The sequence below is a fragment of the Anabaena sphaerica FACHB-251 genome, assembly GCF_014696825.1.
In the GTDB taxonomy this organism is placed as follows: domain Bacteria; phylum Cyanobacteriota; class Cyanobacteriia; order Cyanobacteriales; family Nostocaceae; genus RDYJ01.
Genome location: NZ_JACJQU010000001.1, coordinates 105,454 through 132,273, shown reverse-complemented (window position 1 = coordinate 132,273; position 26,820 = coordinate 105,454). Strand labels below are relative to the sequence as shown.

At 36.2% G+C, this 26,820-nt stretch carries 25 protein-coding genes; 15 read left to right on the top strand and 10 right to left on the bottom strand.

Annotated elements, in window-relative coordinates:
• Positions 1 to 25: 25 nt before the first annotated feature.
• The 3 genes from H6G06_RS00505 to H6G06_RS00495 all read right to left on the bottom strand — a co-directional run bounded on the left by H6G06_RS00505 (position 26) and on the right by H6G06_RS00495 (position 2,649).
• Positions 26 to 1,213, bottom strand: coding sequence for a TRC40/GET3/ArsA family transport-energizing ATPase (locus H6G06_RS00505; protein ID WP_190556034.1), 1,188 nt, complete (start codon positions 1,211 to 1,213; stop codon positions 26 to 28).
• 43 nt (positions 1,214 to 1,256) lie between these two features.
• Positions 1,257 to 1,646, bottom strand: a complete 390-nt coding sequence (locus tag H6G06_RS00500; RefSeq protein ID WP_190556032.1) for a C6orf136 family protein — start codon at positions 1,644 to 1,646, stop codon at positions 1,257 to 1,259.
• A gap of 106 nt (positions 1,647 to 1,752) precedes the next feature.
• Positions 1,753 to 2,649 carry an ABC transporter ATP-binding protein gene (locus H6G06_RS00495; protein ID WP_190556030.1) on the bottom strand — a complete coding sequence of 299 codons (897 nt, stop codon included), beginning with the start codon at positions 2,647 to 2,649 and terminating at the stop codon, positions 1,753 to 1,755.
• A gap of 321 nt (positions 2,650 to 2,970) precedes the next feature.
• Between H6G06_RS00495 and hpsE the strand changes: the two genes are divergently transcribed.
• From hpsE to H6G06_RS00470, 5 genes are read left to right on the top strand one after another with little or no spacing between them, the layout of a single operon-like run.
• Positions 2,971 to 3,897, top strand: coding sequence for a hormogonium polysaccharide biosynthesis glycosyltransferase HpsE (gene hpsE / locus H6G06_RS00490; protein ID WP_190556028.1), 927 nt, complete (start codon positions 2,971 to 2,973; stop codon positions 3,895 to 3,897).
• A 53-nt stretch (positions 3,898 to 3,950) separates the two neighbouring features.
• Positions 3,951 to 4,919, top strand: coding sequence for a class I SAM-dependent methyltransferase (locus tag H6G06_RS00485; RefSeq protein WP_190556026.1), 969 nt, complete (start codon positions 3,951 to 3,953; stop codon positions 4,917 to 4,919).
• Positions 4,920 to 4,935: 16 nt separating this feature from the next.
• On the top strand, positions 4,936 to 6,045 hold the full coding sequence (locus H6G06_RS00480) for a glycosyltransferase family 4 protein (protein ID WP_190556024.1): 1,110 nt from the start codon (positions 4,936 to 4,938) through the stop codon (positions 6,043 to 6,045).
• 23 nt (positions 6,046 to 6,068) lie between these two features.
• Positions 6,069 to 7,040: a glycosyltransferase gene (locus H6G06_RS00475; RefSeq protein WP_190556022.1), complete on the top strand. Its 972-nt coding sequence runs from the start codon at positions 6,069 to 6,071 to the stop codon at positions 7,038 to 7,040.
• Positions 7,041 to 7,091: 51 nt separating this feature from the next.
• Positions 7,092 to 8,144 carry a glycosyltransferase family 1 protein gene (locus H6G06_RS00470; RefSeq protein WP_190556020.1) on the top strand — a complete coding sequence of 351 codons (1,053 nt, stop codon included), beginning with the start codon at positions 7,092 to 7,094 and terminating at the stop codon, positions 8,142 to 8,144.
• A 36-nt stretch (positions 8,145 to 8,180) separates the two neighbouring features.
• Here the strand turns inward: H6G06_RS00470 and H6G06_RS00465 are convergent, their stop codons facing one another.
• Positions 8,181 to 8,954 (bottom strand): ABC transporter permease, encoded by a 774-nt coding sequence (locus H6G06_RS00465; protein ID WP_190556018.1) that lies wholly within the window; start codon positions 8,952 to 8,954, stop codon positions 8,181 to 8,183.
• Positions 8,955 to 9,278: 324 nt separating this feature from the next.
• Here H6G06_RS00465 and H6G06_RS00460 point away from each other — a divergent pair, with 324 nt between their 5' ends.
• Complete coding sequence (locus H6G06_RS00460) at positions 9,279 to 11,216, top strand: FAD-dependent oxidoreductase (protein ID WP_190556016.1); 1,938 nt, start codon at positions 9,279 to 9,281, stop codon at positions 11,214 to 11,216.
• A gap of 427 nt (positions 11,217 to 11,643) precedes the next feature.
• Here the strand turns inward: H6G06_RS00460 and H6G06_RS00455 are convergent, their stop codons facing one another.
• The 3 genes from H6G06_RS00455 to H6G06_RS00445 form a co-directional block, all read right to left on the bottom strand.
• Positions 11,644 to 11,985 carry a DMT family transporter gene (locus tag H6G06_RS00455; protein ID WP_190556014.1) on the bottom strand — a complete coding sequence of 114 codons (342 nt, stop codon included), beginning with the start codon at positions 11,983 to 11,985 and terminating at the stop codon, positions 11,644 to 11,646.
• Positions 11,986 to 12,114: 129 nt separating this feature from the next.
• The gene (locus H6G06_RS00450) at positions 12,115 to 12,951 is read right to left on the bottom strand and encodes a uroporphyrinogen-III synthase (RefSeq protein WP_190556012.1); all 837 of its coding nucleotides are present in this window, start codon (positions 12,949 to 12,951) and stop codon (positions 12,115 to 12,117) included.
• Positions 12,952 to 12,980: 29 nt separating this feature from the next.
• Positions 12,981 to 14,384, bottom strand: coding sequence for a sensor histidine kinase (locus H6G06_RS00445; protein WP_190556010.1), 1,404 nt, complete (start codon positions 14,382 to 14,384; stop codon positions 12,981 to 12,983).
• Positions 14,385 to 14,987: 603 nt separating this feature from the next.
• Here H6G06_RS00445 and H6G06_RS00440 point away from each other — a divergent pair.
• From H6G06_RS00440 to H6G06_RS00410, 7 genes are all read left to right on the top strand, one after another.
• A complete protein-coding gene (locus tag H6G06_RS00440) occupies positions 14,988 to 15,716 on the top strand; it encodes a Bax inhibitor-1/YccA family protein (protein ID WP_190556008.1) in 729 nt (242 codons plus the stop codon).
• Between the two features lie 139 nt (positions 15,717 to 15,855).
• A protein-coding gene (gene prfB / locus H6G06_RS00435; protein WP_190556005.1) for a peptide chain release factor 2 occupies positions 15,856 to 16,975 on the top strand; the annotation gives its coding sequence in 2 pieces (ribosomal slippage) (positions 15,856 to 15,927 and positions 15,929 to 16,975; 1,119 coding nt in all).
• Positions 16,976 to 17,067: 92 nt separating this feature from the next.
• Entirely contained in the window at positions 17,068 to 17,223 is a 156-nt protein-coding gene (locus H6G06_RS00430) for a DUF3285 domain-containing protein (RefSeq protein ID WP_190556003.1), read from the top strand.
• Between the two features lie 13 nt (positions 17,224 to 17,236).
• Complete coding sequence (gene ybeY, locus H6G06_RS00425) at positions 17,237 to 17,770, top strand: rRNA maturation RNase YbeY (RefSeq protein ID WP_190556001.1); 534 nt, start codon at positions 17,237 to 17,239, stop codon at positions 17,768 to 17,770.
• Between the two features lie 141 nt (positions 17,771 to 17,911).
• The gene (locus H6G06_RS00420; RefSeq protein WP_190555999.1) at positions 17,912 to 18,367 is read left to right on the top strand and encodes a diacylglycerol kinase family protein; all 456 of its coding nucleotides are present in this window, start codon (positions 17,912 to 17,914) and stop codon (positions 18,365 to 18,367) included.
• A gap of 128 nt (positions 18,368 to 18,495) precedes the next feature.
• On the top strand, positions 18,496 to 19,095 hold the full coding sequence (locus H6G06_RS00415) for a glutamine amidotransferase-related protein (protein WP_190555997.1): 600 nt from the start codon (positions 18,496 to 18,498) through the stop codon (positions 19,093 to 19,095).
• Positions 19,096 to 19,098: 3 nt separating this feature from the next.
• Positions 19,099 to 19,866, top strand: a complete 768-nt coding sequence (locus H6G06_RS00410; protein WP_190555995.1) for an MBL fold metallo-hydrolase — start codon at positions 19,099 to 19,101, stop codon at positions 19,864 to 19,866.
• A gap of 378 nt (positions 19,867 to 20,244) precedes the next feature.
• On the opposite strand, the gene H6G06_RS00405 is transcribed toward H6G06_RS00410, so the two are convergent.
• Together H6G06_RS00405 and H6G06_RS00400 are read right to left on the bottom strand one after the other, a co-directional pair.
• The gene (locus H6G06_RS00405; RefSeq protein ID WP_190555993.1) at positions 20,245 to 20,556 is read right to left on the bottom strand and encodes a hypothetical protein; all 312 of its coding nucleotides are present in this window, start codon (positions 20,554 to 20,556) and stop codon (positions 20,245 to 20,247) included.
• Between the two features lie 87 nt (positions 20,557 to 20,643).
• Entirely contained in the window at positions 20,644 to 21,894 is a 1,251-nt protein-coding gene (locus H6G06_RS00400; RefSeq protein WP_190555991.1) for an FG-GAP repeat domain-containing protein, read from the bottom strand.
• 422 nt (positions 21,895 to 22,316) lie between these two features.
• On the opposite strand from H6G06_RS00400, the gene H6G06_RS00395 reads away from it, so the two are divergent.
• Positions 22,317 to 23,624, top strand: a complete 1,308-nt coding sequence (locus H6G06_RS00395; protein WP_190555989.1) for an aminopeptidase P N-terminal domain-containing protein — start codon at positions 22,317 to 22,319, stop codon at positions 23,622 to 23,624.
• Positions 23,625 to 23,877: 253 nt separating this feature from the next.
• Here the strand turns inward: H6G06_RS00395 and H6G06_RS28095 are convergent, their stop codons facing one another.
• Positions 23,878 to 24,093: a TRADD-N-associated membrane domain-containing protein gene (locus tag H6G06_RS28095; RefSeq protein WP_422387039.1), complete on the bottom strand. Its 216-nt coding sequence runs from the start codon at positions 24,091 to 24,093 to the stop codon at positions 23,878 to 23,880.
• An 82-nt stretch (positions 24,094 to 24,175) separates the two neighbouring features.
• On the opposite strand from H6G06_RS28095, the gene H6G06_RS00390 reads away from it, so the two are divergent.
• Positions 24,176 to 26,812, top strand: coding sequence for a dsDNA nuclease domain-containing protein (locus H6G06_RS00390; protein WP_190555987.1), 2,637 nt, complete (start codon positions 24,176 to 24,178; stop codon positions 26,810 to 26,812).
• The last annotated feature ends 8 nt before the right edge of the window (positions 26,813 to 26,820 follow it).

The window sequence follows — 26,820 nt, the reverse complement described above, 5'->3', positions numbered from 1 at the left end:
CCTCTTGCCTCCTATCACCTATCACCTAAACTCTCACATTGTCAGCAAAACGGATTTTCAGATAATCATTATCCATTTTTGCCCCTGATGGTTGTAGTGCGGCCAAAGCCTGGGGTAAAACCAAGTTACGGCGATGATTACCAATAGTAATGTTTAATTCGTCGCCACTTTTACTTAGCTGAACTTGGTTTTTGGGAATGCCAGGTAAATAAATTTCCAAGCTGTATTGGTTATTTTCTTGCACAACTCTGATAGTGGTTTCTTTGTAATAAACCTGAGTGGGATCTTCATCAGGATAAAGAGTTTCTTTGAGTCTCTCTAATGCGGCTAACCCACACATTTCTTCAGAATAAAGAGGTACTTCCTTCACAGGTAAGGGGTGGAAGTTTTCATGAATTTCTTGGCGATATTGTTCTTGATTTTCTTTCCAACGTTGGAAGAAGGGATCTTCAACTTCTTTAGGAATAATGCGATTAGCGACAATTAAATCTGTTGCCACATTATACAAACTAAGATAAGCATGAGCGCGAAGAGATTCTTTAATCACCATTTTTTCGGGGTTGGTGACAAGACGGACTGAGGTTTGAGTATTGTCAGTCAATACTTTTTCCAGTGCTTCTATTTGTTCATAAAACTCATAAGGCGCATCCATCACTTCTTTATCTGGTAAAGAAAACCCAGCAATTGGTCTAAAAATAGGTTCAACCAAAGGTCTGAGTGCGACTGAGATATTTTGAAAAGGTTTGTAAAAACGCCGCATATACCAGCCACCAACTTCTGGTAAACTTAATAGACGTAGTGCGGTACCAGTCGGGGCAGAATCAATAATCAAAACGTCAAATTCCCCTTCATCGTAGTGACGTTTCATTCTTACCAAGCCGAAAATTTCATCCATGCCTGGTAAAATTGCTAATTCTTCTGCCTGTATGCCGTCTAAACCCCGTGCTTGTAAAACTTGGGTGATGTAACGCTTTACTGCACCCCAGTTACCTTCTAATTCTTGCAGTGCATCGAGTTCTGCACCCCACAAATTGGGACGGACTTGTTTAGCGTCGTGTCCCAATTCTAGATCAAAACTATCTGCTAGGGAGTGAGCAGGATCTGTACTTAAAACCAGTGTTCGATAGCCGAGTTCTGCACAACGGAGTCCTGTTGCAGCCGCGACGGAGGTTTTTCCTACGCCACCCTTACCTGTCATTAAAATTACTCGCATGAATGATTAGGTCCTGCCTGAATTTTGTTTACATTTATTTACATTATCCTTTGTTTACGGAAAATAGGTGTTGCTTCAGCACATTTAATCGGGAGCAATGCCAATAATCTATGTGGGAAATAATTAAACCTTCCGTATTGAGACGTAGTTCACTCCAACCTGAGATAGATATCCGTGGTTTCCAGGGTAGGGGGGAGTTCCAGCTAAGTGTCCACTCGCTTTTAATGATGTCTTCTTGACGTTGGATGTTATGCAAATCCATTTTTAAATTTAAGAATAAAGTCTGGATAAATTTAATCATCCATTTATAAAGTTCCAAACCACGGAATTTAAAAACAGCATCTTGAAAATAAACATCTGGTGCATAAATGCTGTATGTTTGATCCACGGGAAATCTTTGATAGTCGGCTTTGAGTATTTCGAGAATATCCATAATAAGCAATTCAAAATTCAAACATAGGGAATAGAACAATTCAAAATTAAGAACTTTTTTATCTTGCTTTTTACCCTCTTCCCTGTCACCTGTCACCTGTCACCTGTCACCTGTCACTTTGGGTGATTTCTAAATAAATATGCTCTAAACGTACAGGTTGACGAGAGATAGAATCAATGGGTATGCTATCAAATCTGTCCAGGATTTCTTTTAATTCTAGCGGTTCTGGTAGTAAAAAAGCTAAATCGCTACCATAACGCCGAGTTGTGAAACCATATTCTTCAGCTAGGGCGATCGCTTGTTCTTCTTGTGTAGTTTGTAATACTAACACTTCCTGACCGGGAATTAAAGTTTTTAACTCAGATAAACTCCCCTCAGCTAAAATTGTACCATTTTTCAAAATGCCAATTCGGTTACAGAGTTTTTCAGCCTCATCTAATAAATGTGTTGTTAATAAAATTGTCATTCCCTGATTTTTGAGTTGATGAATTAATTCCCAAATCTCATATCTTGCTTCAATATCTAACCCTGTAGTCGGTTCATCAAGAATTACTAACTGCGGCTGATGTACTAACGCAACAGCAATATTTAGTCGTCTTTGCATCCCACCGCTTAGAGTTTCTACGGGACTTTTAGCTCTATCTAATAAGTTAACAGCCTTAAGAGTTGCTTCGATTTGTTGTTTTTGTGTTTCTCGACCTAAACCGTAAATTTCAGCAAAGAATTTGAGATTTTCTGCACAAGAAAGAGTTTTATATAAGAGGTTTTCTTGAGGAGCGATACCAATTATTTTTTTTGTTACTTCCGAAATAGGTTGATGATTGATTGTAATATAACCACTGTCCGGATTAAGTAAATTACAAATAATATTGATTGTTGTTGTTTTCCCGGCTCCATTTGCACCTAATAAACCATAAACTTCTCCTGGCTGAATACTGAATGTCAAATTTTGGAGAACTTTTCGGCTTTTGTAGGACTTGTTTAAATTTTTAATTCTGAGCATATTCGTATTTTAAAGATGTTGATTTTATATCCTCCTAAAATTACCACAAAAAGTAAAGCTGTCCAAAAACCTTTACCCTCCTGCCTTCTATCTTCTATCTTCTGTATTATGCGTTGTCATAATGATAATTTTCAGCGTTGCGCTACTTTCTTAGGAACTGCACCCAACGGGAAAATTAAAGATATCTTGTTTGCCAAATAACACTTTTTGCGATATAAGTAAGAGTAATTACGCATTTGACTGAGTTTTCTGTTAAAATCAAGGCATTTGCGATCGCATTCAGACAAGATTGACTCATAAAGTTGATAGTAAAAAGGGCTTATGGTTAATTTTACAGTAGCTATCTGTACCTACAACGGAGAAAAACGCATATTAGATGTCTTAGAAAAATTGCGATCGCAATCTGGGACAGAAGAACTTGCTTGGGAAATTTTGATTATTGACAACAATAGCACTGATAACACTGCCGAGGTAGTACAGAAGTATATATCTAATTGGGGTGAAACCTATCCTCTGAAATATTGCTTTGAAGCTGAACAGGGACTGGCTTTTGCTCGGAGATGTGCTATCCGAGAAGCGAAAAGTGATTTAATCGGATTTCTGGATGATGATAATTTACCCTATCCTAACTGGGTAGCAGAGGCTTATAAATTTGGTCAAGCTCATGCAAATGCTGGTGCTTATGGGGGACAAATTCATGGAAAATTTGAAGTCGAACCACCTCCAGGATTTGAAAGAATTGCTCGCTTTTTTGCAATTTTAGAAGGAAATAAAACGTATTCTTATAACGAAAAATATCCATCAACTAAGAAAAGAATGTTTCCTCCAGGAGCAGGAATAGTCATTCGCAAAGAAGCTTGGCTAGAAAGCGTTCCTGAACAACCCTTACTGCCGCAAACAAATGAAGATTTAGAGATGCTAAATTATATTTGGCAAAAAGGTTGGCAACTATGGTTCAATGCGGAGATGGAATTAGATCATTTGATTCCTAAATCACGTTTTGAGAAGGAGTATTTAATAAAATTTTTCCGTCAAAATGGGCTATGTCGATATTATTATAGAATGTTGAATTATCAACCTTGGCAACGACCTATTATGAGTATTATATACATGATTAATGATTTCAGGAAAGCGATTACTTTTTATATTAGAAACAAGAATTACTTAAAAACAGATGTTGTTGCAATTGGAGAAATGGAACTTCTTTTAACTATATCTCTCAGCCCTTTTTATCAATGGAAAAAATAATAATGCTTAAATTGTTTTTTTGTTAAAAAATAATTAATTAGGAGTATCCCCAAATGTTACCCACACAAGTCCAATTAGAGAGTAAACCTTGTCCCATATGTTCTAAATTTGATGATGAAGTAATTTTAACGGGACGTGATCGCTTACATAATCTTCCTGGTAAATTTACAGTAGTTAGATGCCGCAGTTGTAGCTTGATGCGAACAAACCCCCGTCCAACACCAGAAACAATTGGCTATTATTATCCTGATGATTATGGACCATATCAGTTCACTAAAGTATCTAAAAATGAAAAACAAAATCTCCCATTAAGTCAAAAAATTACTCAACGAATTTTTGAATTTAATGAAAGAAGATTACCGAGTCTCCCACCTGGACGAATGTTAGAAGTGGGATGTGCTTCTGGTGATTTCCTCCATAAAATGGCTAATCAAGGCTGGGAGGTAGAAGGAATAGAATTTTCTGAAAAAGCCGCCCAAACAGCCCGTTCTTTGGGGTATAAAGTCCATATTGGTTCACTAGAAATAGCACCTAAACCTGAGCAAAAATATGACCTTGTAGTTGCTTGGATGGTTTTAGAACATCTTCATGATCCCATCCTCGGTTTGACAAAACTTCAGAGTTGGGTTAAACCGGGAGGATGGTTAGCTGTATCAGTTCCTAATATTGGCTCCTTAGAATTTAAAATTTTCAAAGACGCTTGGTACGCTTTACAAATTCCCACTCATCTTTATCATTATAATCCCAATACACTCAGTCAAGTTCTAGAACATAGTGGTTGGAAAATGGAGAAGGTACTCCATCATCGATTGCTAGATAATATAATTGCGAGTCTTAGTTACCTGTTAAAAGATATTAACATAAATCCACAGTTAAGCTCAAAACTCATTGATTATAGCACTACTAACAAATACAAGTATTTAAAGCATCGAATTTCTCGATTGATTTACCCATTATCCTTCACATTGAGCTTATGTGGTCAAACAGGAAGAATGACCGTTTGGGCAAAGAGAGTTAATTAGTCATTTTATTGATTATATGTCATTGAGATTTATTATGATTAAAGTAGCCGCCCTAACCGATAATCAAACACAATCTTCCTCTAGGTTTCGAGTCCGTCAACACATCGAGCTTCTTAGGCAATTGGGAGTTTATGTCACAGATTATTATTCACTAATTAGTGGCTATGAACTAACACCATCTTGGACACCTAAGTCTCTTCCATCTAATTATGAAAAACCTGTTAGATATTTTTGGCAGGGGGCTAAATTAGCTAATCGAATTCCTGGAATTATAGGAAGCTATCAGAGTGATATCACGTGGTTATTAAGGGGATTGTTACCTCATCATTTTACTTTTGAACCTTTATTAAAGCATCCTTTAGTATTTGATGTAGATGATGCAATCTGGCTAATTAATCATTCTAGATATTCATCAGATAGTAGCATAGGAATTAGGACAGCTAAATCTATTATGATGATTGCTAAACAAGCAGATATAGTTATTGCCGGTAACAATTATTTAGCACAATGGTTTGAACAGTGTAATTCTAATATAAAAGTTATTCCAACTGCTGTTGATACACAACGTTATCATCCCAAAAATCTATTATCTAAGAAATTAAAACCATTTACTATTGGTTGGATAGGAAGTGATATTCGTGATTTGCTAAGTGCAGAAATGTGGATAAAACGTTTTATGCTTGATTTTGTTGACTCAGAGTTACTGATTATAGCTGGACAAATTCCATTACTGAATAATTTACCAAGTGATCGAGTCAAATATATTCCTTGGTCTCCAGAAGTTGAAGTGGAAGCTATCCAGCAAATGGATGTTGGGTTAATGCCTTTAGAAAATTCTGAATTTAGTAAGGGAAAATGTAGCTTTAAAATGCTTCAATACATGGCTTGTGGAATACCTGTAATTGTTTCTAGTGTAGGTATGAATTTAGAAATTTTAGCATTAGGAGAAGTAGGAATAGGAGTCAAAGAACAAGAAACTGATTGGTATGATGCTTTAGTCATGCTTTATCAAAATAGAGAACTAGGTGATAAATATGGAATTGAGGGTAGAAAAATTGTAGAACAACACTTTAGCCAAACTGTTATTGTAGAAAAACTAGCGATTGTTTTTAGAGAATTAGTTTAGTATAAAAAGGATTCATTAGAGTCATGATTTCTGTTGTAATTCCTGTTTATAATGGTGAAAAGACAATTGAAGAAACTATTATATCTGTTATCAATCAGACATTTACAGATTTTGAAATTCTTGTTATCAACGATGGATCAAATGATGCAACTCTAGATGTAGTTAAACAGATAAAAGATAGCAGAGTAAAATTATTTTCCTATCCTAATGCTGGTCAAATAGTAAGTCGCAACCGTGGCTTAGAACTTGCTACAGGAAAATATATTTCTTTTATAGATGCCGACGATATCTGGACTTATGATAAACTAGAAGCTCAGTTTAAGGCATTACAAAATAAACCCGAAGCTGCTGTTGCTTATAGTTGGACTAACTATATTGATGAATCTAGTCAATTTTTACGTTCAGGTTTACATATTACTGTTAATGGTGATGCCTTAGCAAAACTATTACTCACTAATTTTTTAGAAAATGGATCTAATGGTTTATTTTTGACTCCAGCTTTAAGAGATTTAGGAGGCTTTGATTTTGATAAAGATATAGAGGGTTCAGAAGATTGGGATCTGTATCTGCGATTAGCGGCTAAGTATCCTTTTGTCTGTGTATCTGCACCGCAAATTTTATATAGAGTATCAACTAACTCATTCTCTACCAATATAAATAAAATGGAGAAATCAGGCTTAAAAGTTATCAAAAAAGCTTTTGAAAAAGCACCTAAAGATTTACAGCATCTAAAAAACCAGAGTCTAGCAAATTTATATATGTATCTCACTCTGAAATCTCTAGAAGGTTATCCAAAGCCTCAACAAAGCTTATTAGCTCTTAAGCTACTTGGACAAACTCTCAAATATCAGCCGTCTATCGCATGGAATAGACGACGGTTGACTTCAATTGCAATCCTGAAAAGTCTAGTGGGAATTTTCTTACCGGGACAAAAAGCTCAAGAATTCTGGAATTATATTAAGAAATTTCAGCAAAAAAAAGTAATATCATATTAATGCTTAATGCACAATTTATTTGAATCTAAAATATACAGATAATTAATATTCATGCAAATATTTCACCCAGGACTACGAGAACTATTACTAATAAATCAACATTTATCTAACCATAAAATCGGATTTGTCACTATAGAAAGACCTTTACCTGAGTGGTTTAAAAAATTCACTCAAGCAATTCCTAATTATTCAGTGGGTTTACAATTACGGCGTGAATATCGTCATTTTTTAATGGGATTACAAGCTTTATCCCTCAAAGATGTTGATAGTATTTATGTCATGGAAATTTATAACCAACATCTTTTAGCCCTGCTACCTATGTTAGTATCTACAGGGAAACAAGTATTTTTAGGTATTCATGGAAATCAATTATTTGCTCAGGAAAATAAAATCAAATATTTAGGATTTGTTTATCTACAAAAGTTTCTAGAGGCAAATCCTCAATTTAAAGTTGTTCTTTTAGAATTGGATGATGATTATGTTAGCGATAAGTTTAAATTTTCCGAATCTTCTAAGATCGTAATTCCCCATCCTATCATCAGTGAAGTTACTCCGAAATTACAACCAAGAGAAAGGTTAAAACAAGATGATAAAATTAAAATTGGTATTATCGGAATTCTTCGAGAAGATAAACCCATAAATAAAATTTTAGAGAAACTTAGATATTATGTTTCTCAACATTCCCAGCAACTAGAATTAGTTATTGGTACACCCATGAACCAAAAACCCAAATATCTAGAAAATTGCTCGGATATTACTTTTATTGATACCACAAAAGACGAAGATTATCTGCAAGCATTACAACAATTAGATATTTTAGTGACTGATTTTGATAAAAAACGTTATTATTATCGAGCTAGTGGAGTGATAAGTGATGCTGGTTCTTGTGGATGTTACATAATTGCTCCAGATTATCTCGTAATTAGACATCAAATCACATGGCCAGTTTCTATAGGTGCATCCTATTCTAGTTTAGATGATTTAGATCAATTAATTGAACAAGCAATTATTCATATTCGAGAAAAAGGACAGGATAATCATTGGCTTTGGAGAGAAAAGAGAAATGCAGAATATATTGCTAAATTACTCTTTCCCAATATCTAGTATTATCTAACTGACAACTGATAACTGGTAACTGATTTAAAGCCTCCTTTCTACCATCAACATCCGTTGATAAGATACCCATCCACAGGCTAACATGAACATGGCAAACCAGAATAAAAACCACAAGTGTAAGATGATATCCTGAAAATTATCACCATTAGCCCACACACCTAAAAGAGCTTCATTCATGTGATAAATTGGATTATATTTAGCAATATCTAAGAGAGTTTTCGGAAATAACGAAGTTGGTAAAAATGCCCCACCTAGAATTAATAAAGGTACTCCAAAAGCTGCTACCAAAGCATTAACATCTTCAATACGCCTAGCTAATTGTGTACCTAAAATAAAGCCTAGACCAACATAAGCAATGATACTTAATAAGATAATAATAAATCCTAATAAAATCGAACCTTTAAATGTCGCACCCCAAAAAGCCGCAATAGCATAAACTAAAAGCGTTTGTCCAATACCAATACAGCTATGAGCCAGAAAAATTCCCAAAAAATAAGATGTGCCACTTAAAGGAGAAATAAACAAGCGTTTCAGGGTTTGCTGTTCTCTTTCTGCAACTACAGTAGCGACACTCCCACCCAAACAACTAAAAAACAGTGCTGCTCCCACCAAGGTGGAAGGTGCAGCATTTTCAAAAGCCACGGCCATTGTGAGTTTTGCCCGTTCTGCCAAAATAAATCCGTTGAGGATTAAGATTGAGATCGGGAAAATACTCCAAAAAATTAAGCTGCGTCTACGGCGCAATAGTTCAATTAAGATGCGCTGAGTTACAGCTATAGTTTCACGCCAATATTTCATCTTGATTGGTTGATGTACAAATTTCACTATAATTTATATTATACTAAGCGTAGATTGTTATCTGTGCAGAGTAGTCAATTATTTAAGAATATATTATACTGTCCAATAATCTTGTAATTACCGAACCAAAATCTTGGAGCTTGTTCTGTAAGGCGAGCTTTTGTCTATAAAACTTGAGTATGCAATATGTTGAAAAACCACCATTAGCAATTCATTTATCTGGCCCTATCCAAATACGTCCTGAGAGGCTGAGTACAAAAATTTGTCCATTTATAGCCTTGATTTAACGCCCTTGTGCATCGTGAAAAGTTAATTGTGTTACCAATGAGCCAACTATTTAATCTACCAGAATCATCTACCATTTCCCGTCGTACACTGCTTAAGTTATTTAGTGTGGGTACGATAGTTGGAGCAACAGGATATTCTCGTTTTACTAAGCCAAAACCCTCAGTTTTTCAACAGGATGCTCTTGATTTACCCAAAATATTAAATAATAACAAAACCGTCGCAGTAATTGGAGGTGGTTTAGCAGGTTTAGCTTGTGCATATCAATTAGTTCAGCGAGGCTTTACCGTCACACTTATAGAAAAGTCTCCCCAACTTGGGGGAAAAATTGCCAGTTGGCAAATAGAAGCTGCTGGTGAAAATTTCCTGATGGAACATGGATTTCATGGCTTTTTTCCCCAGTATTATAACTTAAATAGTGTAGTGTCTGAACTGGGTATAAAGGATAATTTTCAATCATTAAATTATTATTCAGTTGTTTACCACAATTCTCAATATCAACCAGAGGTATTTCGTCCTAGTAATTCTGCCTTTCCTTGGAATATTATCGATTTAGCTATTGCTTCTCCAAATCGCTTACAATGGGGTATCAATCTTACTAAAATTAAACATTTACAAGTCTTCCAAGCAATTACAGGTTTTCAGAGAGAGAAGAATTATCAGCGTTTTGATAATATATCTGTTGCTGATTGGGTGAAGAGTGAATTTCCCCAAGGTTTATATGATTTGTATTTTCTACCTTTTGCCAAGTCTAGCTTAAATGCACCAGATTTAATGAGTGTGGGAGAACTAATGCAGTTTTTCCATTTTTATTTTTTTGGTAATCCTGAAGGATTGGCTTTTAATGGTACAAAAGATGATATGGGGACAAGTTTAGTCCAACCTATATCTCAAGCAATTCAGAAAAATGGTCAAATTATCACAGATGCAACTGTGAGTGAAATTGTTGCTGATGAAGGTAAGATATCAGGAATTAAATATTATGTCGGCAACAATAATCATAATGTGCCTTTTTGGGTAAAGCGTAACTCAGTTGTGAATGATAGCAAGATCGAATATTTTGGCGCTGCTGATGAACTTTATGCAGTCAAAAATAGTAGTCAGGAAGCAATTTCTCTCACTTGCACTCATCAAGGTTGTACTGTGCAAATAGCAGCAGATGGTAAATTTCATTGTCCTTGTCATGGTGCAGTATTTACATCTGATGGTAAAGTTGTTAAGGGTCCGGCACAAAGAGATTTATCTAAATTTAAAGTTGTAGAAAGACAGGATGATAATTTGCAGCTATTAGCCATTAATCAAGAATCATCATCTCCAGAAATAATTGCTGCCGATTATTATGTTTTAGCAACCGATGTACCGGGAGTACAACAACTATTTAAACGCATGACTGGGGATGTAGATAAAAAAGTGCGATCGCAAGTCGAAAACTTGAGTATTGCTGATCCTTTTGCTGTTTGTCGTTTCTGGTTTGATCAGGATTTTCCCTGGGAACATAGTAATTTTACTTCTTTATCTGGTTACAAACTCACTGACAGCATTACCCTTTATCACCGCATTCAAACCCAATTTATTGAATGGTCGAAAAAAACCGGAGGAAGTGTAGTAGAATTACACGCTTACTGTTACAAAGAAAAAGAATTTCCTAACCAAGAAGCTTTGTTAACAACCTTTGAACAGGAACTTTATGATATTGTTCCTGAGTTAAAACAAGCAAAATTACTACATCGGGAATTAGTCAATCAACATAACTTTTCTGGATATCCACCCAATAGTTATATAGAACGTCCAGAAACTAATACAAAAATGACTAACTTATTATTTGCAGGTGATTGGGTAAAAATGCCTTTTCCTTGTGGTTTAATGGAACGGGCTGTTAGTAGTGGATTGCTGGCTGCTAATGAAATTTTACATCGTGAAGGTTTGCAGCGAAGACCACTTTTAACAGTTAATCCAGAGGGAATGTTACAAATTTAATCAATCACTTTCTTCATCATTGGGGAAGCATAATAAAATAGAATCTGGAATTAATGGGCAATCTTAGAAAACAAAGCCAGTAAATCCCATGAAACCGGATGAATATGTTTTGATTATTAGCACTGGTCTATTTTTTGGGGATATATGGCGTTTAACTATTGCAGGAGTCAGGAGTTAGGAGTCAGGAGTCAAGAGTAAAACCCTTTTGTAGTGGGAGTTTCATTATCAATTAATGTCCTAACCACCCTGTCCATGGCTATAAGTAGGTAGGTGTTGAAAATTGTCGTTATGGCAAGGCAAGAGGGAAGAGACTTTACATTTTGTTACATACCTTGGTTTTTTCGAGCCGACTTACTTATTAATAACCCACAAAAACAGAACATAGATACTTTGTGAAAAAAGTATCTAGTTTTACAAAAATCAACGGTTAATTATTGGTATTTCGCAAGTATTCACCTAAATTTAAACCAATTACCCCAACAATTATTAAAAATATGGACATAACTTTTACGAGTGTGAAAGACTCACGAAACCAGACAATACCAATACTAGTAATTAAGATAGTACCAAAACCAGACCAAACAGCATAAACGATACTAACTTCCAGTTTTCTGAGAGAAAGGGTCAAAAAAGTTAAACAAAGCCCATAGAATACAAAGATTAAAATTGAAGGAACTATTTTAGTGAATTCTTCAGAAAGTTTCATGCAAGTTGTGCCAGAAACTTCAAACAGAATTGCTATCATTAGGTAAAGCCAACTTATTAACATACAGTGCAAAATTAGGGTTATTCAATTATCTCTAGAAAACCCAAAAATTTCTATAAGTAAAAGCCGTATGTTTTTGTTAATTCCAGCGATACCCAAACCTCAACTTCTCTAAGAAGTCGAGTATCTATACTAGGTAAAAAAATCTGCCATTGCTGCGGTAAACCCGGCAAATGAACTGTAATCCTTTGAAATAATAGAAACATAGAACCCTAAATTTTCAGCATTTGCGGCTGTATAGGGTCCAAAACAGGCAATTATAGTGTTTTCATAATCACTTTTTGAATCCAATATTCTCAAAAAACTTTCTATTTCTGCTGTGCTAGTAAAAGCAATAATATCTATCATTCCCTGACGAATTAAATTTAATTCAACTTCGTAAATATCTTTGTTTACATATTGTGTAATATAAGTAGATAAGCGAGTAACTTGCATACCCAATTTATTTAAATCATTAATCAAACTAGGTATAACATTTGGTTCAGGTAAACCCACAACTTCAGGAGCAGGTACTAGCACCGTTTGCTCATGAATATTGGGAATTTTAGATAATTCTGCGACAATTCCTGCTGGACTAGGTTCTGGGGGTATTAAATCAACTCGTCCACAAATAGATAATAAACTTTCAGAGTCTTTACCTAAAGCACATAATTTGCAATTCTGTAACACAGAAAGGGGAATATTTAAATCATGTAGACGCTGAAAAAAAGCATTGATTCCGTTTCTACTAGTAAAGATTATCCAATTAAATCTATCAAGATTATGTAAAGTAATATCTAAATGAGTATAGTCTGATAAAAAGCAGGTTTCGATAGTAGGCATGAGAACGGGAAGTCCGCCTTGTTTGATAATTTCTTCAGACAAACGACAAGCATAATTTCTGGGGGCTGTTACTAAAATTCTTTTGGCATATAGTGGTAATTCACTAGATGGTAACAGGAGGTTAATTTCACTAGAATTAGTTAGCATTTGTTATTTAAGAATATCTCCCAAAACAATCATACACAATCTCTATTATCCGAGAATATGGGAATTTTGATGATAAATTCAGAACCTTGTCCCAGATGAGATACACAGAAAATTTGACCCCCATGTTTTTCTACGATAATTTGATGGGAGATTGATAATCCTAATCCTGTTCCTTTTCCCACAGGTTTGGTCGTAAAAAAAGGATCAAATAGACGTTTTTGTATATTTTCCGGTATTCCAGGTCCATTATCAGCAATGCAAATCATGATTTGATTTTCTTGAGTTACTTCGCTGCGAATACGAATGAGCATATTTTTTTGATTCTTTGGGGTGATATGACCACCATCAGTTGATAATTTATAACTTTCAGAAACAGCATCAATGGCATTGGCTATGATATTCATAAACACCTGATTAAGTTGCCCAGCATAGCACTCTACTAAGGGCAGATTTCCATATTCTTTAATTACCTGAATTTCTGGAAGATCAGGTTTAGCTTTTAAATTGTGTTGAAGAATTGTCAATGTATTTTCTATTCCTTCGTGAATATCAACAAACTTTAATTCTGCTTGATCTAGTCGGGAAAAGTTGCGTAAAGATAAAATAATTTCATTAATTCTGGTAGCACCAACTTTCATGGAAGATAATAGTTTTGGTAAATCTTCCATAATAAAATCAATTTCAATTCCCTTGATTTTTGCTTGTTCTACTACATGAGAATAAGATGGCTCTTGTTGACAAGATTCCAGCAAGTATATTAAGTCTTTTACATATTCAGTTGCATAGCTGAGATTGCCATAAATAAAATTCATGGGATTATTGATTTCGTGAGCAATACCCGCTACCAGTTGTCCCAGAGCAATCATTTTTTCATTTTGTAGTAATCTAGTATAGTTGTGCTGAAGGTCACGAAAATCTGCTCGTGCTATGCGAACGCGTTCTTGTTCTTTTTGTAGTCGAGAAAGTGTTAAGACGTGGATTTGAGAGTAGGCTAAAAGCAACTGATGAAAATCAAGTAATCCATACTGACAAGATTCATCTGTAATGACAATTGGTTCATAGACAAGTTTAGGCGATCGCCCTAATGCCATCTGAGTCGCGTCTACAATTGGTGTATCCTCAGATAAGATAGATATCTCTGGTAGAAGAAAATTGTATAGATATTCGATAGGCCGACCTGCAAACAGTCCTAAACCATAAGGACGACTCATTTGTTCAAAAAATAACCTTCTTGAAATCATCCCTACACACTGGTGATTTCTAGTCAATATAATTCCTGGCAGCAAAGGTTCTTGATCAAAAAGTTCAGATAATTCATTTCCTGGATGATCTAGCTCGATTTGAACTGTCCAAACTGGTAGTTCCTCCAAGGTTGACTCTAATTTTAGATTCAACTCATCAGCATTTTTAATCCTATTATGCATTGCCAGCATTTTTACAATCCTTAATAAGCGTGTAATATTGACGGTCACAAAAACCCGCATTATTGCTAAATAGACAGTAGCAAAATCGACTAATAGCTCTTTTCGGTACGTAAAATTATAATCTTAGGTTTTTAGCCAAATTCGTGATTATTGGTCAAATCAAGCGATCTCCACACCTCTAATCACTAATTCATTAAACGAAGATGCAGAAAGAGGGCATCGTATCCTCAAGCTTGCACGAAATATTAGACTTTAAAGGAAACATATAGCAGAATCAATTTAATCTGTGGTCAGGGGATGGATAAATCCTACCATCTGCCCTTTAACTAAAAGTTAAGGATTAAAGCTAAATTCAGCCAAAATGTCCTAAATTTTTGATCTAGCTATATTTACTGACTTAAAAATTGAAATCACCAAAACAGCCTGTGTTTATGGTGTCAATATTACTTAATTGCCAATGAAATTAAAGGATTTTTATACATAAAATATAATTATTCCACAGTGATTCTCCATTGGGTTTACCATCCCGCCCAAATTCTCCTATACTGATAATGACGCAAATAATGTAGGAGGATGTCACTAGGACATTTCCTCAAAAACTCGTTTGTAAATATGAGCAATACCAGCAATTTTCGTCAAGCTTTCCGTGAAGCACAAAATCACGCCCTCGTTGGTCCCAACGTCATTGCTAACGCCCTTCCCTATGTTGGTGGTGGGTTAATACTCACCGCAATAGGAACCTATGGAGGTTTGGGAGTTATTCGTTCTAACCCTGGACTCTTCTTCCCCACCTTCTTTGGTGCTGTCGTTCTCGAATTAATTCTCTTCTTTGTTGCCCAAAACGTAGCCTCCAAAGGTAACAATAGCGTCGCCCTACCACTGTTGGCAATTTACAGCCTCTTATCAGGTTATACCCTGAGTGGCTTGGTGTTTGTCGCTTTGAGAACCCAAGGCGTTGGTATTCAGGGCATTGGCATAGCCGCCCTGGGATGTGGTATCACCTTCATTGCAGCCCGTCAAATTGGTTCTAACCTTTCAGAATCAGACGGTATGGCTTTAACCAAAACCATCTCTCTGGGCATCATAGCCTTGGTGGTTGTCTGCCTCACCCAATTTGTCTTGGCTTTATTTGGTGTTTATACACCTAATTGGTTAGAAATAGGCATTTCCGGTTTAGGTGTTTTTCTCTTCGCAGGAGCATCTGTAGTCGATTTCTACATCCTGCCTCGCACCTACCGCAATGATGAATATTTACCTGCTGCTTTATCGATGTACCTCACCTACATCAACTTATTCGTCTTTATTTTGCGGTTACTAATTGCTATCAATAGCCGCGATTAAGCAATTATCAACACAGTAAAAAAGGAAATTTAACTAAAATTAACCGTGGTTCATTCACATAGACCACGGTTTTTCATCGGAAGCCTATGACTGATAACTGTTAACTGTTAAAATCATCTCTATACCTCAGTAAGCAATTATGGAAGTTCTAGAACTCAAACGCGAAATCGAAACGTTGTCTGGCCGCCTGGGTAAAACCCAGGACTATCTTTGACGTACCCGCACTCAAAGCCAAAATTCATGACCTGGAACAAATATCAGCCCAGCCAGAATTTTGGGACGACCAAACCCAGGCACAACAAACACTACAAGAACTCAACGATCTCAAATCCCACCTAGAACAATATTATCAGTGGCACGCCAATTTAGACGATACCAGGGCGGTTGTTGAGCTATTAGAACTAGAAACGGATGAAGCACTACTGCAAGAAGCCGAAGCTACCATTACCAAGCTGAACCGTGAACTTGACCAGTGGGAATTACAACAGTTACTTTCTGGCCCTTATGATATTCAAGGCGCAGTTTTAACCATTAACGCAGGTGCAGGTGGTACAGACGCTCAAGACTGGGCATTTATGCTCATGCGGATGTACACTCGCTGGGCAGAAGACCACGGTTATAAAGTGACATTAGCTGAAGAATCAGAAGGTGACGAGGCGGGAATTAAATCAGCCACCTTAGAAATTACTGGACGCTATGCCTATGGTTACTTGCGTTCAGAAATGGGTACTCATCGCTTAGTGCGGATTTCTCCCTTCAACGCCAACGGTAAGCGCCAAACCAGTTTTGCTGGGGTGGAAGTCATGCCACAAATAGATAATACTGTCAAGTTGGAAATCCCAGAAAAGGATTTAGAAATTACCACAACCCGTTCTGGTGGTAAAGGTGGGCAAAACGTCAACAAAGTAGAAACAGCAGTGCGGATAGTTCATATCCCCACCGGTCTAGCCGTGCGTTGTACAGAAGAACGTTCCCAACTGCAAAACAAAGAAAAAGCCCTCGCCCGTCTTAAAGCCAAGCTGTTAATCATAGCCCAAGAACAACGCGCCCAAGAAATTGCCGAAATTCGTGGTGATATGGTAGAAGCTTCCTGGGGCAACCAAATTCGTAACTATGTCTTTCACCCTTATCAAATGGTCAAAGACTTACGTACAAATACGGAAACAACCGCCATTGGTGATATCATGAACGGCGAAATTGATGCTTTCATCCAAGCCTATCTGCGGCAAGAAAACCAATTGGTAGACGGTAATGGGTAATTGGTAGTTGGTAAAAATCATCTCCCTGCTTCCCCTATTCCCTGTTCCCTGTTCCCTGATAAAGTTATAAAAGAGATGATTGTGCAAAAATTATGAGCAATTCTCCCGCAAACGAACCTAAACCCAGCTACGTGAAACTTGCCATGCGAAACATGGTGAGAAAAGGTGGAACATCTCTCAAACATTTTGGACTAACTGCTGTAGGACTATTAGCTCTTTTGGTTGGTCTTGCTTACCTAACTCGCTAACAAAGGAGATTTTGTGCCTCCTAAAATCGAATTATTTGTAGAAAATTGTTTTCAAGAATTTTCTCCTGTAGTAGCGGAAAACAGCGGGGTTACTCATGCACCCGTATCTGAATATACCTGGGAAAACTGGTTTGATCAATGGTTGGAAATTCTCACCCCTGAACTTCCACCTGCACCGAGTTATGAAATCGGGCTGCGTTTGACAAATGATGCCGAAATTCAAGAATTAAACGCTCAATACCGTCAACAAAATAAACCTACAGATGTTTTAGCCTTTGCTTGTTTGGAAGACAACTTCCCCCAAACCGAGGAAATGCTTGCTTCTCAACCTTTGTATTTAGGAGATATTATTGTATCTATAGATACAGCACAGCGTCAAGCTCAACAGCAGGAACATAGTTTAAGCACAGAGTTAGCTTGGTTAACTGCTCATGGTTTATTGCATCTTTTAGGCTGGGATCATCCTGATGAAGAAAGTTTGATGCAAATGTTAAAAAAACAAGCAACATTACTAGATGCAGTAGGTATTATTGTTAACTTTAAATAGTGGATGTAGATAAGATTTTTGCTTTGGGTGGCAATGTTTACAAAATTATTGTCACAAATTCCTTAAAATTACCTCAAATTTTCATCCCGCCCTTAAAATTAACCAAGATTCCCACGTTAGAAGATTTGTCTTCTCCAGCCTATGTCCCAACAAATTTCCCCACCACCAACACCAAACCGCTTACCAACCGTTGTGTCCAAAGAACGGGAATTTTCCTGGCAGATAGCCTCTAATTTATTTGTTAGTTTTAAGTATGCCTGGGCTGGAATCAGCTATAGTTTTCAAACTCAACGCAACTTTCGTGTTCATGTAGCTGTTTGCGCTTTCGCTATTGGATTGAGTCTTCTTTTACATCTACAAGCAGTAGAAATAGCCATAATTGCTATTACCAGCGGTTTAGTTTTGACCTTGGAGTTAGTAAATACAGCTATTGAGTCTCTGGTAGACTTAACAGTTAAGCAAACATACCATGACTTAGCCAAAGTTGCTAAAGACTGTGCTGCTGGTGCTGTGCTTGTATCAGCTTTGGTATCTCTGCTGGTAGCGGCTACACTTTTACTTCCTCCTCTAGTAGCTTTAATCATGAATGCTATTTAAAGGATGTTTGTAAATCAACCTTTTCCCATAGTATTGAAAATTTTGGGAAACAACTGTTGTCTATCTTTGATGTCAAGATACTCAAAGGAAGACGGCGATTTTTAATCTAAATAAATTAGGTAAAAATTGTGATTATAGTCATCGATAATTACGATAGCTTTACATATAATTTGGTGCAGTATTTGGGAGAACTAGCCGCAGATTTCCCAGTAGCTACCCAGTTGAAAGTTTTTCGTAACGATAAGATCACTGTAGATGAAATTCGGGCGTTAAATCCTGATGCAGTGGTAATTTCCCCAGGACCTGGTCGTCCAGAAGATGCAGGAATTTCTTTAGATGTAATTGAACAACTCGGATCTAGTTTACCGATTTTAGGTGTTTGTTTAGGACATCAAAGTATTGGTCAGGTGTTCGGTGGTAAAATCGTTTCTGCACCAGAGTTGATGCACGGTAAAACCTCCCTGGTATCTCATACTGGAGTTGGGGTTTTTCAAGGATTAGAAAATCCTATTACCGCCACCAGATATCATAGTTTGGTGATTGACCGCGAGACTTGCCCGGAAGTATTGGAAATCACGGCTTGGGTGGAAGATGGCACAATTATGGGAGTACAACACCGGAACTATCCTCACATTCAAGGTGTCCAGTTTCATCCAGAGAGTGTGCTGACTGCTTCGGGTAAGCAGTTACTACGGAATTTTCTGGAACAATTACAGGCGAGAGAGTGATTCATGAAACGACGAGAGTTGATGGGCTATGCTGGGGCTGGTTTGGTGACAGCTTTAGTTACTAATTTAGGTTCCAACCTTCAAGCTAACGCCCAATCTAGTGGTGTATCAGTTCAATGGTTGGGTCACACTTGCTTTCTGTTTACTGGTGGGGGTGTGAAAATTCTCGTCAATCCATTTCGGACTGTCGGCTGTACTGCTGGGTATCGTCTCCCAAAAGTTGCGGCTGATTTGGTGCTGATTAGCAGTCAACTGTTAGATGAAGGGGCTGTGGAGGGACTACCAGGAAATCCCAAGCTGATGTATGAACCTGGAGTTTATGAATTTAAAGGTCTTAAGTTCCAAGGAATTGCCATAGACCACGACCGCAAAGGTGGTAAACAATTTGGTAAAAATACTGCTTGGAAATGGACCCAAGGGGGAATCAATATTGTACATTTAGGGGGCGCTGCTGCTCCTATTTCCATTGAGCAAAAAATCCTCACAGGTCGCCCTGATGTGGCATTAGTTCCTGTGGGAGGTAGTGCTAAAGCTTACAATGCTGAGGAAGCAAAACAGGCGGTTGGGATCTTAAATCCAAAGTTGGTAATTCCTACTCACTATCGCACTAAAGCGGCTGATGCAGCTAGTTGTGAGATTACACCTGTAGATGATTTTCTAGCTTTGATGCCTGGTGTCAATGTCCGACGCAGTAATGGTGATGCGATCGCTATTAACTCTAAGGCTTTGCCGGAAAATACGGAAATCCAGATTTTGAGTTATAAGTTTTAGGTTGTAGTAGATTGTCGGTTGGGTTGAGGAAGATAGCTTGCTTCGTGCTGGGTGGAACTCAAAAATCCCGCAAGAAATTCAAGTTCCTTGCTAATGGCGCAAATCATTTAAAGATGACTAAACCAAGTGAAGTACCTCAACCAACGGCAAGTTATAGCAGGAGTCAGGAGTCAGGAGTCAGGAGTAAAACCCTTTTGTAGTGGGAGTTTTATTATCAATTGAGGTTCTAACCACCTTGTTCATGGCTATAATAAAAGGTTATAGTGAATCTCTATGAATTTCAAAGCCTTTTCTTTGGTAAAAGTCCTTTCGACTTTTCCGGTTTGGAGATAATCACCCTCCACAATCTTCAGGAAAGAGCGATCGCTCTCCGTTAAATTAAAAGAGCGATCGCTGTGTATGAGTTCCGAATAATAGACATCTCCGGTAATTAAATGTGCGTGGTTTGAAACCCTTGTAGAGACGTTCCGCCGGAACGTCTCTACCATATTTCCGGAGAGGTCTAATAGTCACTACTTTTCCGGTTTGGAGATAATCACCCTCCACAATCTTCAGGAAAGAGCGATCGCTCTCCGTTAAATTAAAAGAGCGATCGCTGTATATGAGTTCCGAATAATAGACATCTCCGGTAATTAAATGTGCGTGGTTTGAAACCCTTGTAGAGACGTTCCGCCGGAACGTCTCTACCATATTTCCGGAGAGGTCTAATAGTCACTACAAATCTTGGTGAACTGATAATAAATGATTTTTCCCCATCACCAATTACCAATTACCCATTTAAGCTGTATACCATTCTGGAGTCAGCTTATCTGCATCAGCCACAAGATTCTCTGTTGCTAGAGTTCCATTCATTGTCCAGATTTTATCTGCACTTGTTTGCTGATCTCTCCAGTAAACATCAGTTTTACCATCACCATTGAAATCACCAAGAGATGCTGTCAAACCAGGGCTATTGCTGGGTAGGAAGGCTTCAGAACTAACGGTTGTACCATCCATTAACCAAGCGGTATTTTCACCAGTTGTTGCATTGTGCCAGAAAATATCAGTCTTACCATTTCCGTCAAAATCACCAATTTTAGCAGTCCAATCTGTGCTTAATGTATTTACAACACCTTCGGTCACGAAAATGCCATTCATTGTCCAAATTTTATTTTCACCGCTGGCGGTATTGCGCCACAAAATATCTGTCTTTAAGTCACCGTTAAAATCACCCAAAGTAGCAGTCCAGGACGCATCTTGTGATTGTAAATTATATTCAGTGGCTTCGCTACCATCCATAAACCAAGCAATATTTTCGCCGGTTGTGTTGTTGCGCCAGAAAATGTCACTCTTGCCGTTGCCGTCGAAATCAACAATGGTTGCAGTCAAGCTTAAATCTGTGGTTTCCAGAACAGTTGCATTAACTACTGTTGTTCCATCCATCTGCCAAATGGCGTTCTGACCTGTTTGATTATTATGCCAGAAAATATCAGTTTTGCGATCGCCATTAAAATCGCCAATATTCGCACTCCAACCTGGATCAACTCTATCTAACGTCAGAAAACTAGCAACTCTTGTACCATCCATTAACACAACTACATTCTCGCCAGTTTGTTCGTTGCGTAACAAGAAGTCGGTCTTATTATCGCTGTTGAAATCAGCGGTTTTATAACTCCAGGTTGTTAAGTCATATTGACCTAAAGAAGCCTGTTCTATAACTCTTGTTCCATCCATGAGGCGAACTAAAATTTCACCTGTTTGTACATTTACCCACATTTTATCTGTTTTGCCATCACCGTTGAAATCAGGAACAATGGCGGCGCTAGTTAGGTAAGGATTGGGATTGGGATTGACACTGCCTACAGGTGGCAAAGTTGGGAATGAATCAAGAGGCATTTGGGGAAATAATTGATCTGGTGATGATCCAGGTGCAGAACTACCACCACCAGGCAATGAGATATCAAGAGGGTTTGTCAAATCTTGTGATGTTTGGCGAGATTCTAGCGCCCAACTCTTTGTATTTAGATCTAATCCTGATTTACTAGGCATGGTGTGTTTTTATGAGTAATTAATATAAAGTTTTAATTTATTTAAAATGAAGATTCTGTAAGTAAAAAACATTTGATTAATCATTTTTAGTAAATGTCATTATTTGTGGATATTGCATGGCTGTTTTTTCTGAATAATTAAAAAAAATAAAAAGTCATCTATGAACAATCAAAAAAAATCTTTTTTATTTATCAATATCAAAATTTCAGCATCAAATCCTGTTTTGTTGACAATCTGAACTATAGGAGAAACCCGACTTATCTCAAAAATTGCGTCTTCTCATGTAGATAAGATTTAGGATTGCTATAGTTCAGTCAATTGAAAATTGGCTACAATAATTGAGATGAGCAATTACAAACAGATATATCTGTGTAGTTTTGCTAAAGTTAAAAAGAATACTATTTTTCGGCAATAAATCAGCTATGCAATCAGAATATCGGCAACGTCGTGAGCATTTAATGGCGAAAATTGGTAGTGGTACAGCGATTTTTCGCAGCGCACCCTCAGCAGTTATGCACAACGATGTAGAGTATGTTTATCGTCAAGACAGTGATTTTTATTACTTAACTGGTTTTAATGAAGCCCAAGCAGTTGCAGTCTTAGCACCCCATCACGCAGAACATCGGTTTATCTTGTTTGTGCAACCCAAAGATAGAGAAAAGGAAGTTTGGAGTGGTTATCGTTGTGGAGTAGATGCAGCAAAAGAAATATATGGTGCAGATGCAGCTTACCCCATCGCAGAATTAGATGAGAAGTTACCGCAGTATTTAGAAAAAGCAGATCGGATATATTATCATTTAGGACGCGATCGCAATTTTAATGACAGAATTCTCAAACATTATCAAAGTCTACTGCGTACCTATCCCAAACGTGGAACAGGACCAGTTGCAATAGAAGATACCAGCACTATTTTACACGGTTTGAGATTACATAAAAGTAAAACCGAAATCGACTTAATGCGACAAGCGGCCGATATTGCAGTGGAAGCACACAATCATGCTTTAACACATACAGTACCAGGACGTTATGAATATGAAATTCAAGCAGAAATAGAACATATTTTCCGTCTACGAGGTGGGATGGGTCCAGCTTATCCTTCTATTGTTGCTGCTGGGAAAAATGCTTGCGTTCTGCATTACATTGAAAATAATTGTCAGATGCAAGAAAATGAATTGTTATTAATTGATGCTGGTTGTGCTTATGGTTATTACAATTCTGATATTACCCGCACATTTCCGGTAAGTGGGAAATTTACAGCAGAACAAAAAGCATTATATGAAATTGTATTAGAAGCACAAAAACAAGCGATCTCAGAAGTAAAACCCGGAAATGCTTTTAATGCACCTCATAATAAAGCAGTGCGTATTCTCACAGAAGGTTTAGTAGAATTGGGTTTACTGAAAGGGGAAATTGACAAATTAATAGAAGAGGAAAAATATAAACCATTTTATATGCACCGCACCAGTCATTGGTTAGGGTTAGATGTTCATGATGTTGGTGTTTATCAACATGGAGAAAACCCGCAACTTTTACAACCTGGTCAAGTGCTAACAATAGAACCAGGTCTTTATATTGTACCTGATACTAAACCCGCAGAAGACCAACCAGAAATTGATCCACGTTGGGTAGGAATTGGGATTAGGATTGAAGATGATGTATTGGTTACAGCACAGTGGAATGAGGTTTTAACTGCGGGAGTTCCGAAGGAAATTAAGGATGTAGAAAGATGATATAGATCCCCGACTTCTAGCAGGAATTTTCAAATTTATGGACAAGATAAAAAAAGAAGTCGGGGATCTGGTTTATAGATATATAGACATATATTATAGCCAGGGAATAAATTCCCTGTCTCAAAGCTGAAGTCGGTTAAAACCGACTATTTTCAGAGTGCGTTTTAACGCACTTTTGCTATTGCCTAGAAATTGATTTCCGGGTGGGTGTGGAAGCTAACAAATCAACCTGATCCCAGCATGGGAATAATTGTCAATTGTTGACTATTTCACAGCTTTCTAACAGTTTCTTTAATTCATTCTTGCTATCATTGGCAGATTTAAAACCAACCAAGCTAGAAATTACACCTACACCGATGTTAAGATGGCTTTGTTCAATTTTGCCAGTGTAAAATAAACAAACACTAGCAAAAGTAAAAACTGCTGATAGCGTACCGATGGCAATTTTAACTTTATATCCTAACTGAATTTGCCAAATGTACGCATTGAAAGCTTGCTTTTGTTGTTATGGGGTTAGTTTTGAGTTTTGATATTACAGTTTATTAAAGTTTATGAATAAATCAAAAACACCAGCAGACTTGATAAGTCAAGATCGAGGTGACGACACATTGAGACGTTTTCGTTATCAAATTACTTATGCAGCAATATTATCTTTGTCATTATTAGATGATAAAAATGAAATAAGTGCTATATATTGTGAACACCACGAAGATATAGAATTAGAAACAGTTGATGGTAAATTTATTGGTATTCAAGTTAAAACTAAAGAGAAAGAACAACACCCATTTAAAAGTTATGACGATCAAGTAATTAAATCAATTAGAAGATTTATACAACATGAGTTAAAATATCCTGACAAATTTGAAAAATATATAATAGCTGCTAATTGTGGATTTTGGGACGAAACCGACAATAAAAATAACTTGAAATACCTATTAAGTTTAACTCAGAAAGTTGACATATATAATCTAGATATAGATAAAGACTTAAAGAATTGGTTTAATGATAAGTTAAATAATGAAACAGACGTAAAAACTATTATTAAGGTATTTAAAAAAATAGAACTTAGGAAAACACCTGGGTTAGATAGTATAGACGATAGTTTATTGAATTCTCTATCAAAATATTTTGAAAAATCAAAAACTATACTACATAAGCAAGTTACTGATATTAAGGACAAACTTATTTTAAAATGTTTTAATGCTAGTTCCCTTGTTCTTCCTCCAGAGGCAGAATATTATTATCTATTCAGTAATCAAAGTTATCAAAAATCTAATATAGAGATTGAATCCAAAAAAATTACAAAAACAACCCTTGAAGCTATAATCAATGCTGTAAATGAATCATCTAAACAAGAATTTAGTGATACACTTTTACCAGTTAAATTTGATGAAGATTTCAACACTAACAATTACTCATGTAACCCTGAACATTTTGTTGGTAGAGATAGAGAGAAAAAACATTTTTGGGACTTTATAGACAACATAAGAAAAGGTAAAGCCGAAAAACACCTTATTTGCTTTGAAGGTAATTATGGTATGGGAAAATCATCTTTAATTTTGAAATTACAATCAGAAAGTAATAGTAAAAATGTGTTTTTTGAGCAGTTTGATACAAAAATTACAAAAACTGAACATTTTGATTTTGGGTATGTAGCAATTAAAAAAGCTATTTATAATGCAATTGATAAAAAATTCATTGACCTACCTCCATCTATATATGATGAAATAGAACCAGCAGAATATTCACTCTTCTTGCGACAACCAGCGATAAAAAAAGTATTAAACTACTTAAATGAAAATGATAAGGTTATTGTGATATTCTTTGATCACTTTGATCATCTACTAAGACAACCAAGCAGAGAAAGTACATTTGATTTTTTCGAGCAATTAATTCATGAATTCGCCTATGATAAAACAAGTATAGTATTAGGGTTTTCTTGGACAAGTGCAATATCTTTAGGTTTAGATCCAAATATAAGATTTAGGTGGGAAAAATTGATAACAGACAAAATGGAATTAGTTACAATCAGTCAGCTTTTAGATGAAGAACCTAAAAATTGCATTGAAATTTTTAAAAAATGGTTAAAAGAGAAACGAAATAAATCTCAAGAATTAAAAAAAATACAACAATTAGAAGACTGGATTTTAAATAAATATTCTGCTTTCCCATGGTTACTTAGAAGGTTATTAACTAAATTTTGTAATCCTCCGTTAGATTCTAATTTTCCTATAAAAACACAAGATATTCATAAATTGGTGATTAATATGCTTGAAAGTGATTTAAAGAAGAATTTACAACTCAGAGAACGTCAATGTTTAGAGAAAATAGCCAATTTTGAGTCTAATATATTGGAATCTTATGAAAAAGAAATACAAGTTTTAATAGAGAAAAACTTGATTATTGAATCTGATACTGAATACATAGTTAGAGATGATATTTTGCGTGAGTATATTTTAAACAAGGACATTACATTACCAGATTTGAGTATAACTTACATCCCTAAACGTCCTGTAGATTCTATATTAAAGGTATTCCGTTTACTGGAAACGGAAATAACTAAGGAGCAATTAATCAATAAACTGCTCGAACATAATCTGATAAAAACAGAAAATAAATCTCAATCTAGAAATAAAAGAAATAAAAATAACACTAAACCTGAGAATATTGATAATGTTAATAATATTATTAGCGATTTACGTCATTTTTTCCAGGTTGAATATGATACAAAAACCAAATCAATTAAAATCAAAAAAGATTTATTAGATAAAGATGATAATGAAATCTCAGATTATTTAAGAGAACAATTGGAAGAACATCTAGTTATTAAAGAAATCTGTAAAAATAAACATAAAATTAAGACTGGAAAATATTTTAAAAAGGATATGCTTAAAGACTTATTAAAAACATTATATTCTAGTGAATCTGAAGATGAATATGAAGATATTGAACTCCCATTATTAACAATATCTACTAAAAAGAAGGTACAGAAAAGGGATAAATTTGACCATTATACTAGCAGATTACTTTCTTGGTTTCGTTTTGCAGGAATAATTGAACGAAAAATTGAACAAGATGAAGATTCAATATTGTTAATACCTACTAATCGTCCTGGTAAAGAAAAAGGTAAGATAAAAAAGGAAGAGACTACAGAAGATGCTAAACATCAACAGTTAGAATTGCTTTGAAAGGTGAC

What these genes read in the sequence shown, in the direction of transcription:
- H6G06_RS00505 (WP_190556034.1), bottom strand. Translation starts at nt 1,213, where the DNA reads ATGCGAGTAATTTTAATGACAGGTAAGGGTGGCGTAGGAAAAACCTCC.
- H6G06_RS00500 (WP_190556032.1), bottom strand. Translation starts at nt 1,646, where the DNA reads ATGGATATTCTCGAAATACTCAAAGCCGACTATCAAAGATTTCCCGTG.
- H6G06_RS00495 (WP_190556030.1), bottom strand. Translation starts at nt 2,649, where the DNA reads ATGCTCAGAATTAAAAATTTAAACAAGTCCTACAAAAGCCGAAAAGTT.
- hpsE (WP_190556028.1), top strand. Translation starts at nt 2,971, where the DNA reads ATGGTTAATTTTACAGTAGCTATCTGTACCTACAACGGAGAAAAACGC.
- H6G06_RS00485 (WP_190556026.1), top strand. Translation starts at nt 3,951, where the DNA reads ATGTTACCCACACAAGTCCAATTAGAGAGTAAACCTTGTCCCATATGT.
- H6G06_RS00480 (WP_190556024.1), top strand. Translation starts at nt 4,936, where the DNA reads ATGTCATTGAGATTTATTATGATTAAAGTAGCCGCCCTAACCGATAAT.
- H6G06_RS00475 (WP_190556022.1), top strand. Translation starts at nt 6,069, where the DNA reads ATGATTTCTGTTGTAATTCCTGTTTATAATGGTGAAAAGACAATTGAA.
- H6G06_RS00470 (WP_190556020.1), top strand. Translation starts at nt 7,092, where the DNA reads ATGCAAATATTTCACCCAGGACTACGAGAACTATTACTAATAAATCAA.
- H6G06_RS00465 (WP_190556018.1), bottom strand. Translation starts at nt 8,954, where the DNA reads ATGAAATATTGGCGTGAAACTATAGCTGTAACTCAGCGCATCTTAATT.
- H6G06_RS00460 (WP_190556016.1), top strand. Translation starts at nt 9,279, where the DNA reads ATGAGCCAACTATTTAATCTACCAGAATCATCTACCATTTCCCGTCGT.
- H6G06_RS00455 (WP_190556014.1), bottom strand. Translation starts at nt 11,985, where the DNA reads ATGTTAATAAGTTGGCTTTACCTAATGATAGCAATTCTGTTTGAAGTT.
- H6G06_RS00450 (WP_190556012.1), bottom strand. Translation starts at nt 12,951, where the DNA reads ATGCTAACTAATTCTAGTGAAATTAACCTCCTGTTACCATCTAGTGAA.
- H6G06_RS00445 (WP_190556010.1), bottom strand. Translation starts at nt 14,384, where the DNA reads ATGCTGGCAATGCATAATAGGATTAAAAATGCTGATGAGTTGAATCTA.
- H6G06_RS00440 (WP_190556008.1), top strand. Translation starts at nt 14,988, where the DNA reads ATGAGCAATACCAGCAATTTTCGTCAAGCTTTCCGTGAAGCACAAAAT.
- H6G06_RS00430 (WP_190556003.1), top strand. Translation starts at nt 17,068, where the DNA reads ATGAGCAATTCTCCCGCAAACGAACCTAAACCCAGCTACGTGAAACTT.
- H6G06_RS00420 (WP_190555999.1), top strand. Translation starts at nt 17,912, where the DNA reads ATGTCCCAACAAATTTCCCCACCACCAACACCAAACCGCTTACCAACC.
- H6G06_RS00410 (WP_190555995.1), top strand. Translation starts at nt 19,099, where the DNA reads ATGAAACGACGAGAGTTGATGGGCTATGCTGGGGCTGGTTTGGTGACA.
- H6G06_RS00405 (WP_190555993.1), bottom strand. Translation starts at nt 20,556, where the DNA reads ATGGTAGAGACGTTCCGGCGGAACGTCTCTACAAGGGTTTCAAACCAC.
- H6G06_RS00400 (WP_190555991.1), bottom strand. Translation starts at nt 21,894, where the DNA reads ATGCCTAGTAAATCAGGATTAGATCTAAATACAAAGAGTTGGGCGCTA.
- H6G06_RS00395 (WP_190555989.1), top strand. Translation starts at nt 22,317, where the DNA reads ATGCAATCAGAATATCGGCAACGTCGTGAGCATTTAATGGCGAAAATT.
- H6G06_RS00390 (WP_190555987.1), top strand. Translation starts at nt 24,176, where the DNA reads ATGAATAAATCAAAAACACCAGCAGACTTGATAAGTCAAGATCGAGGT.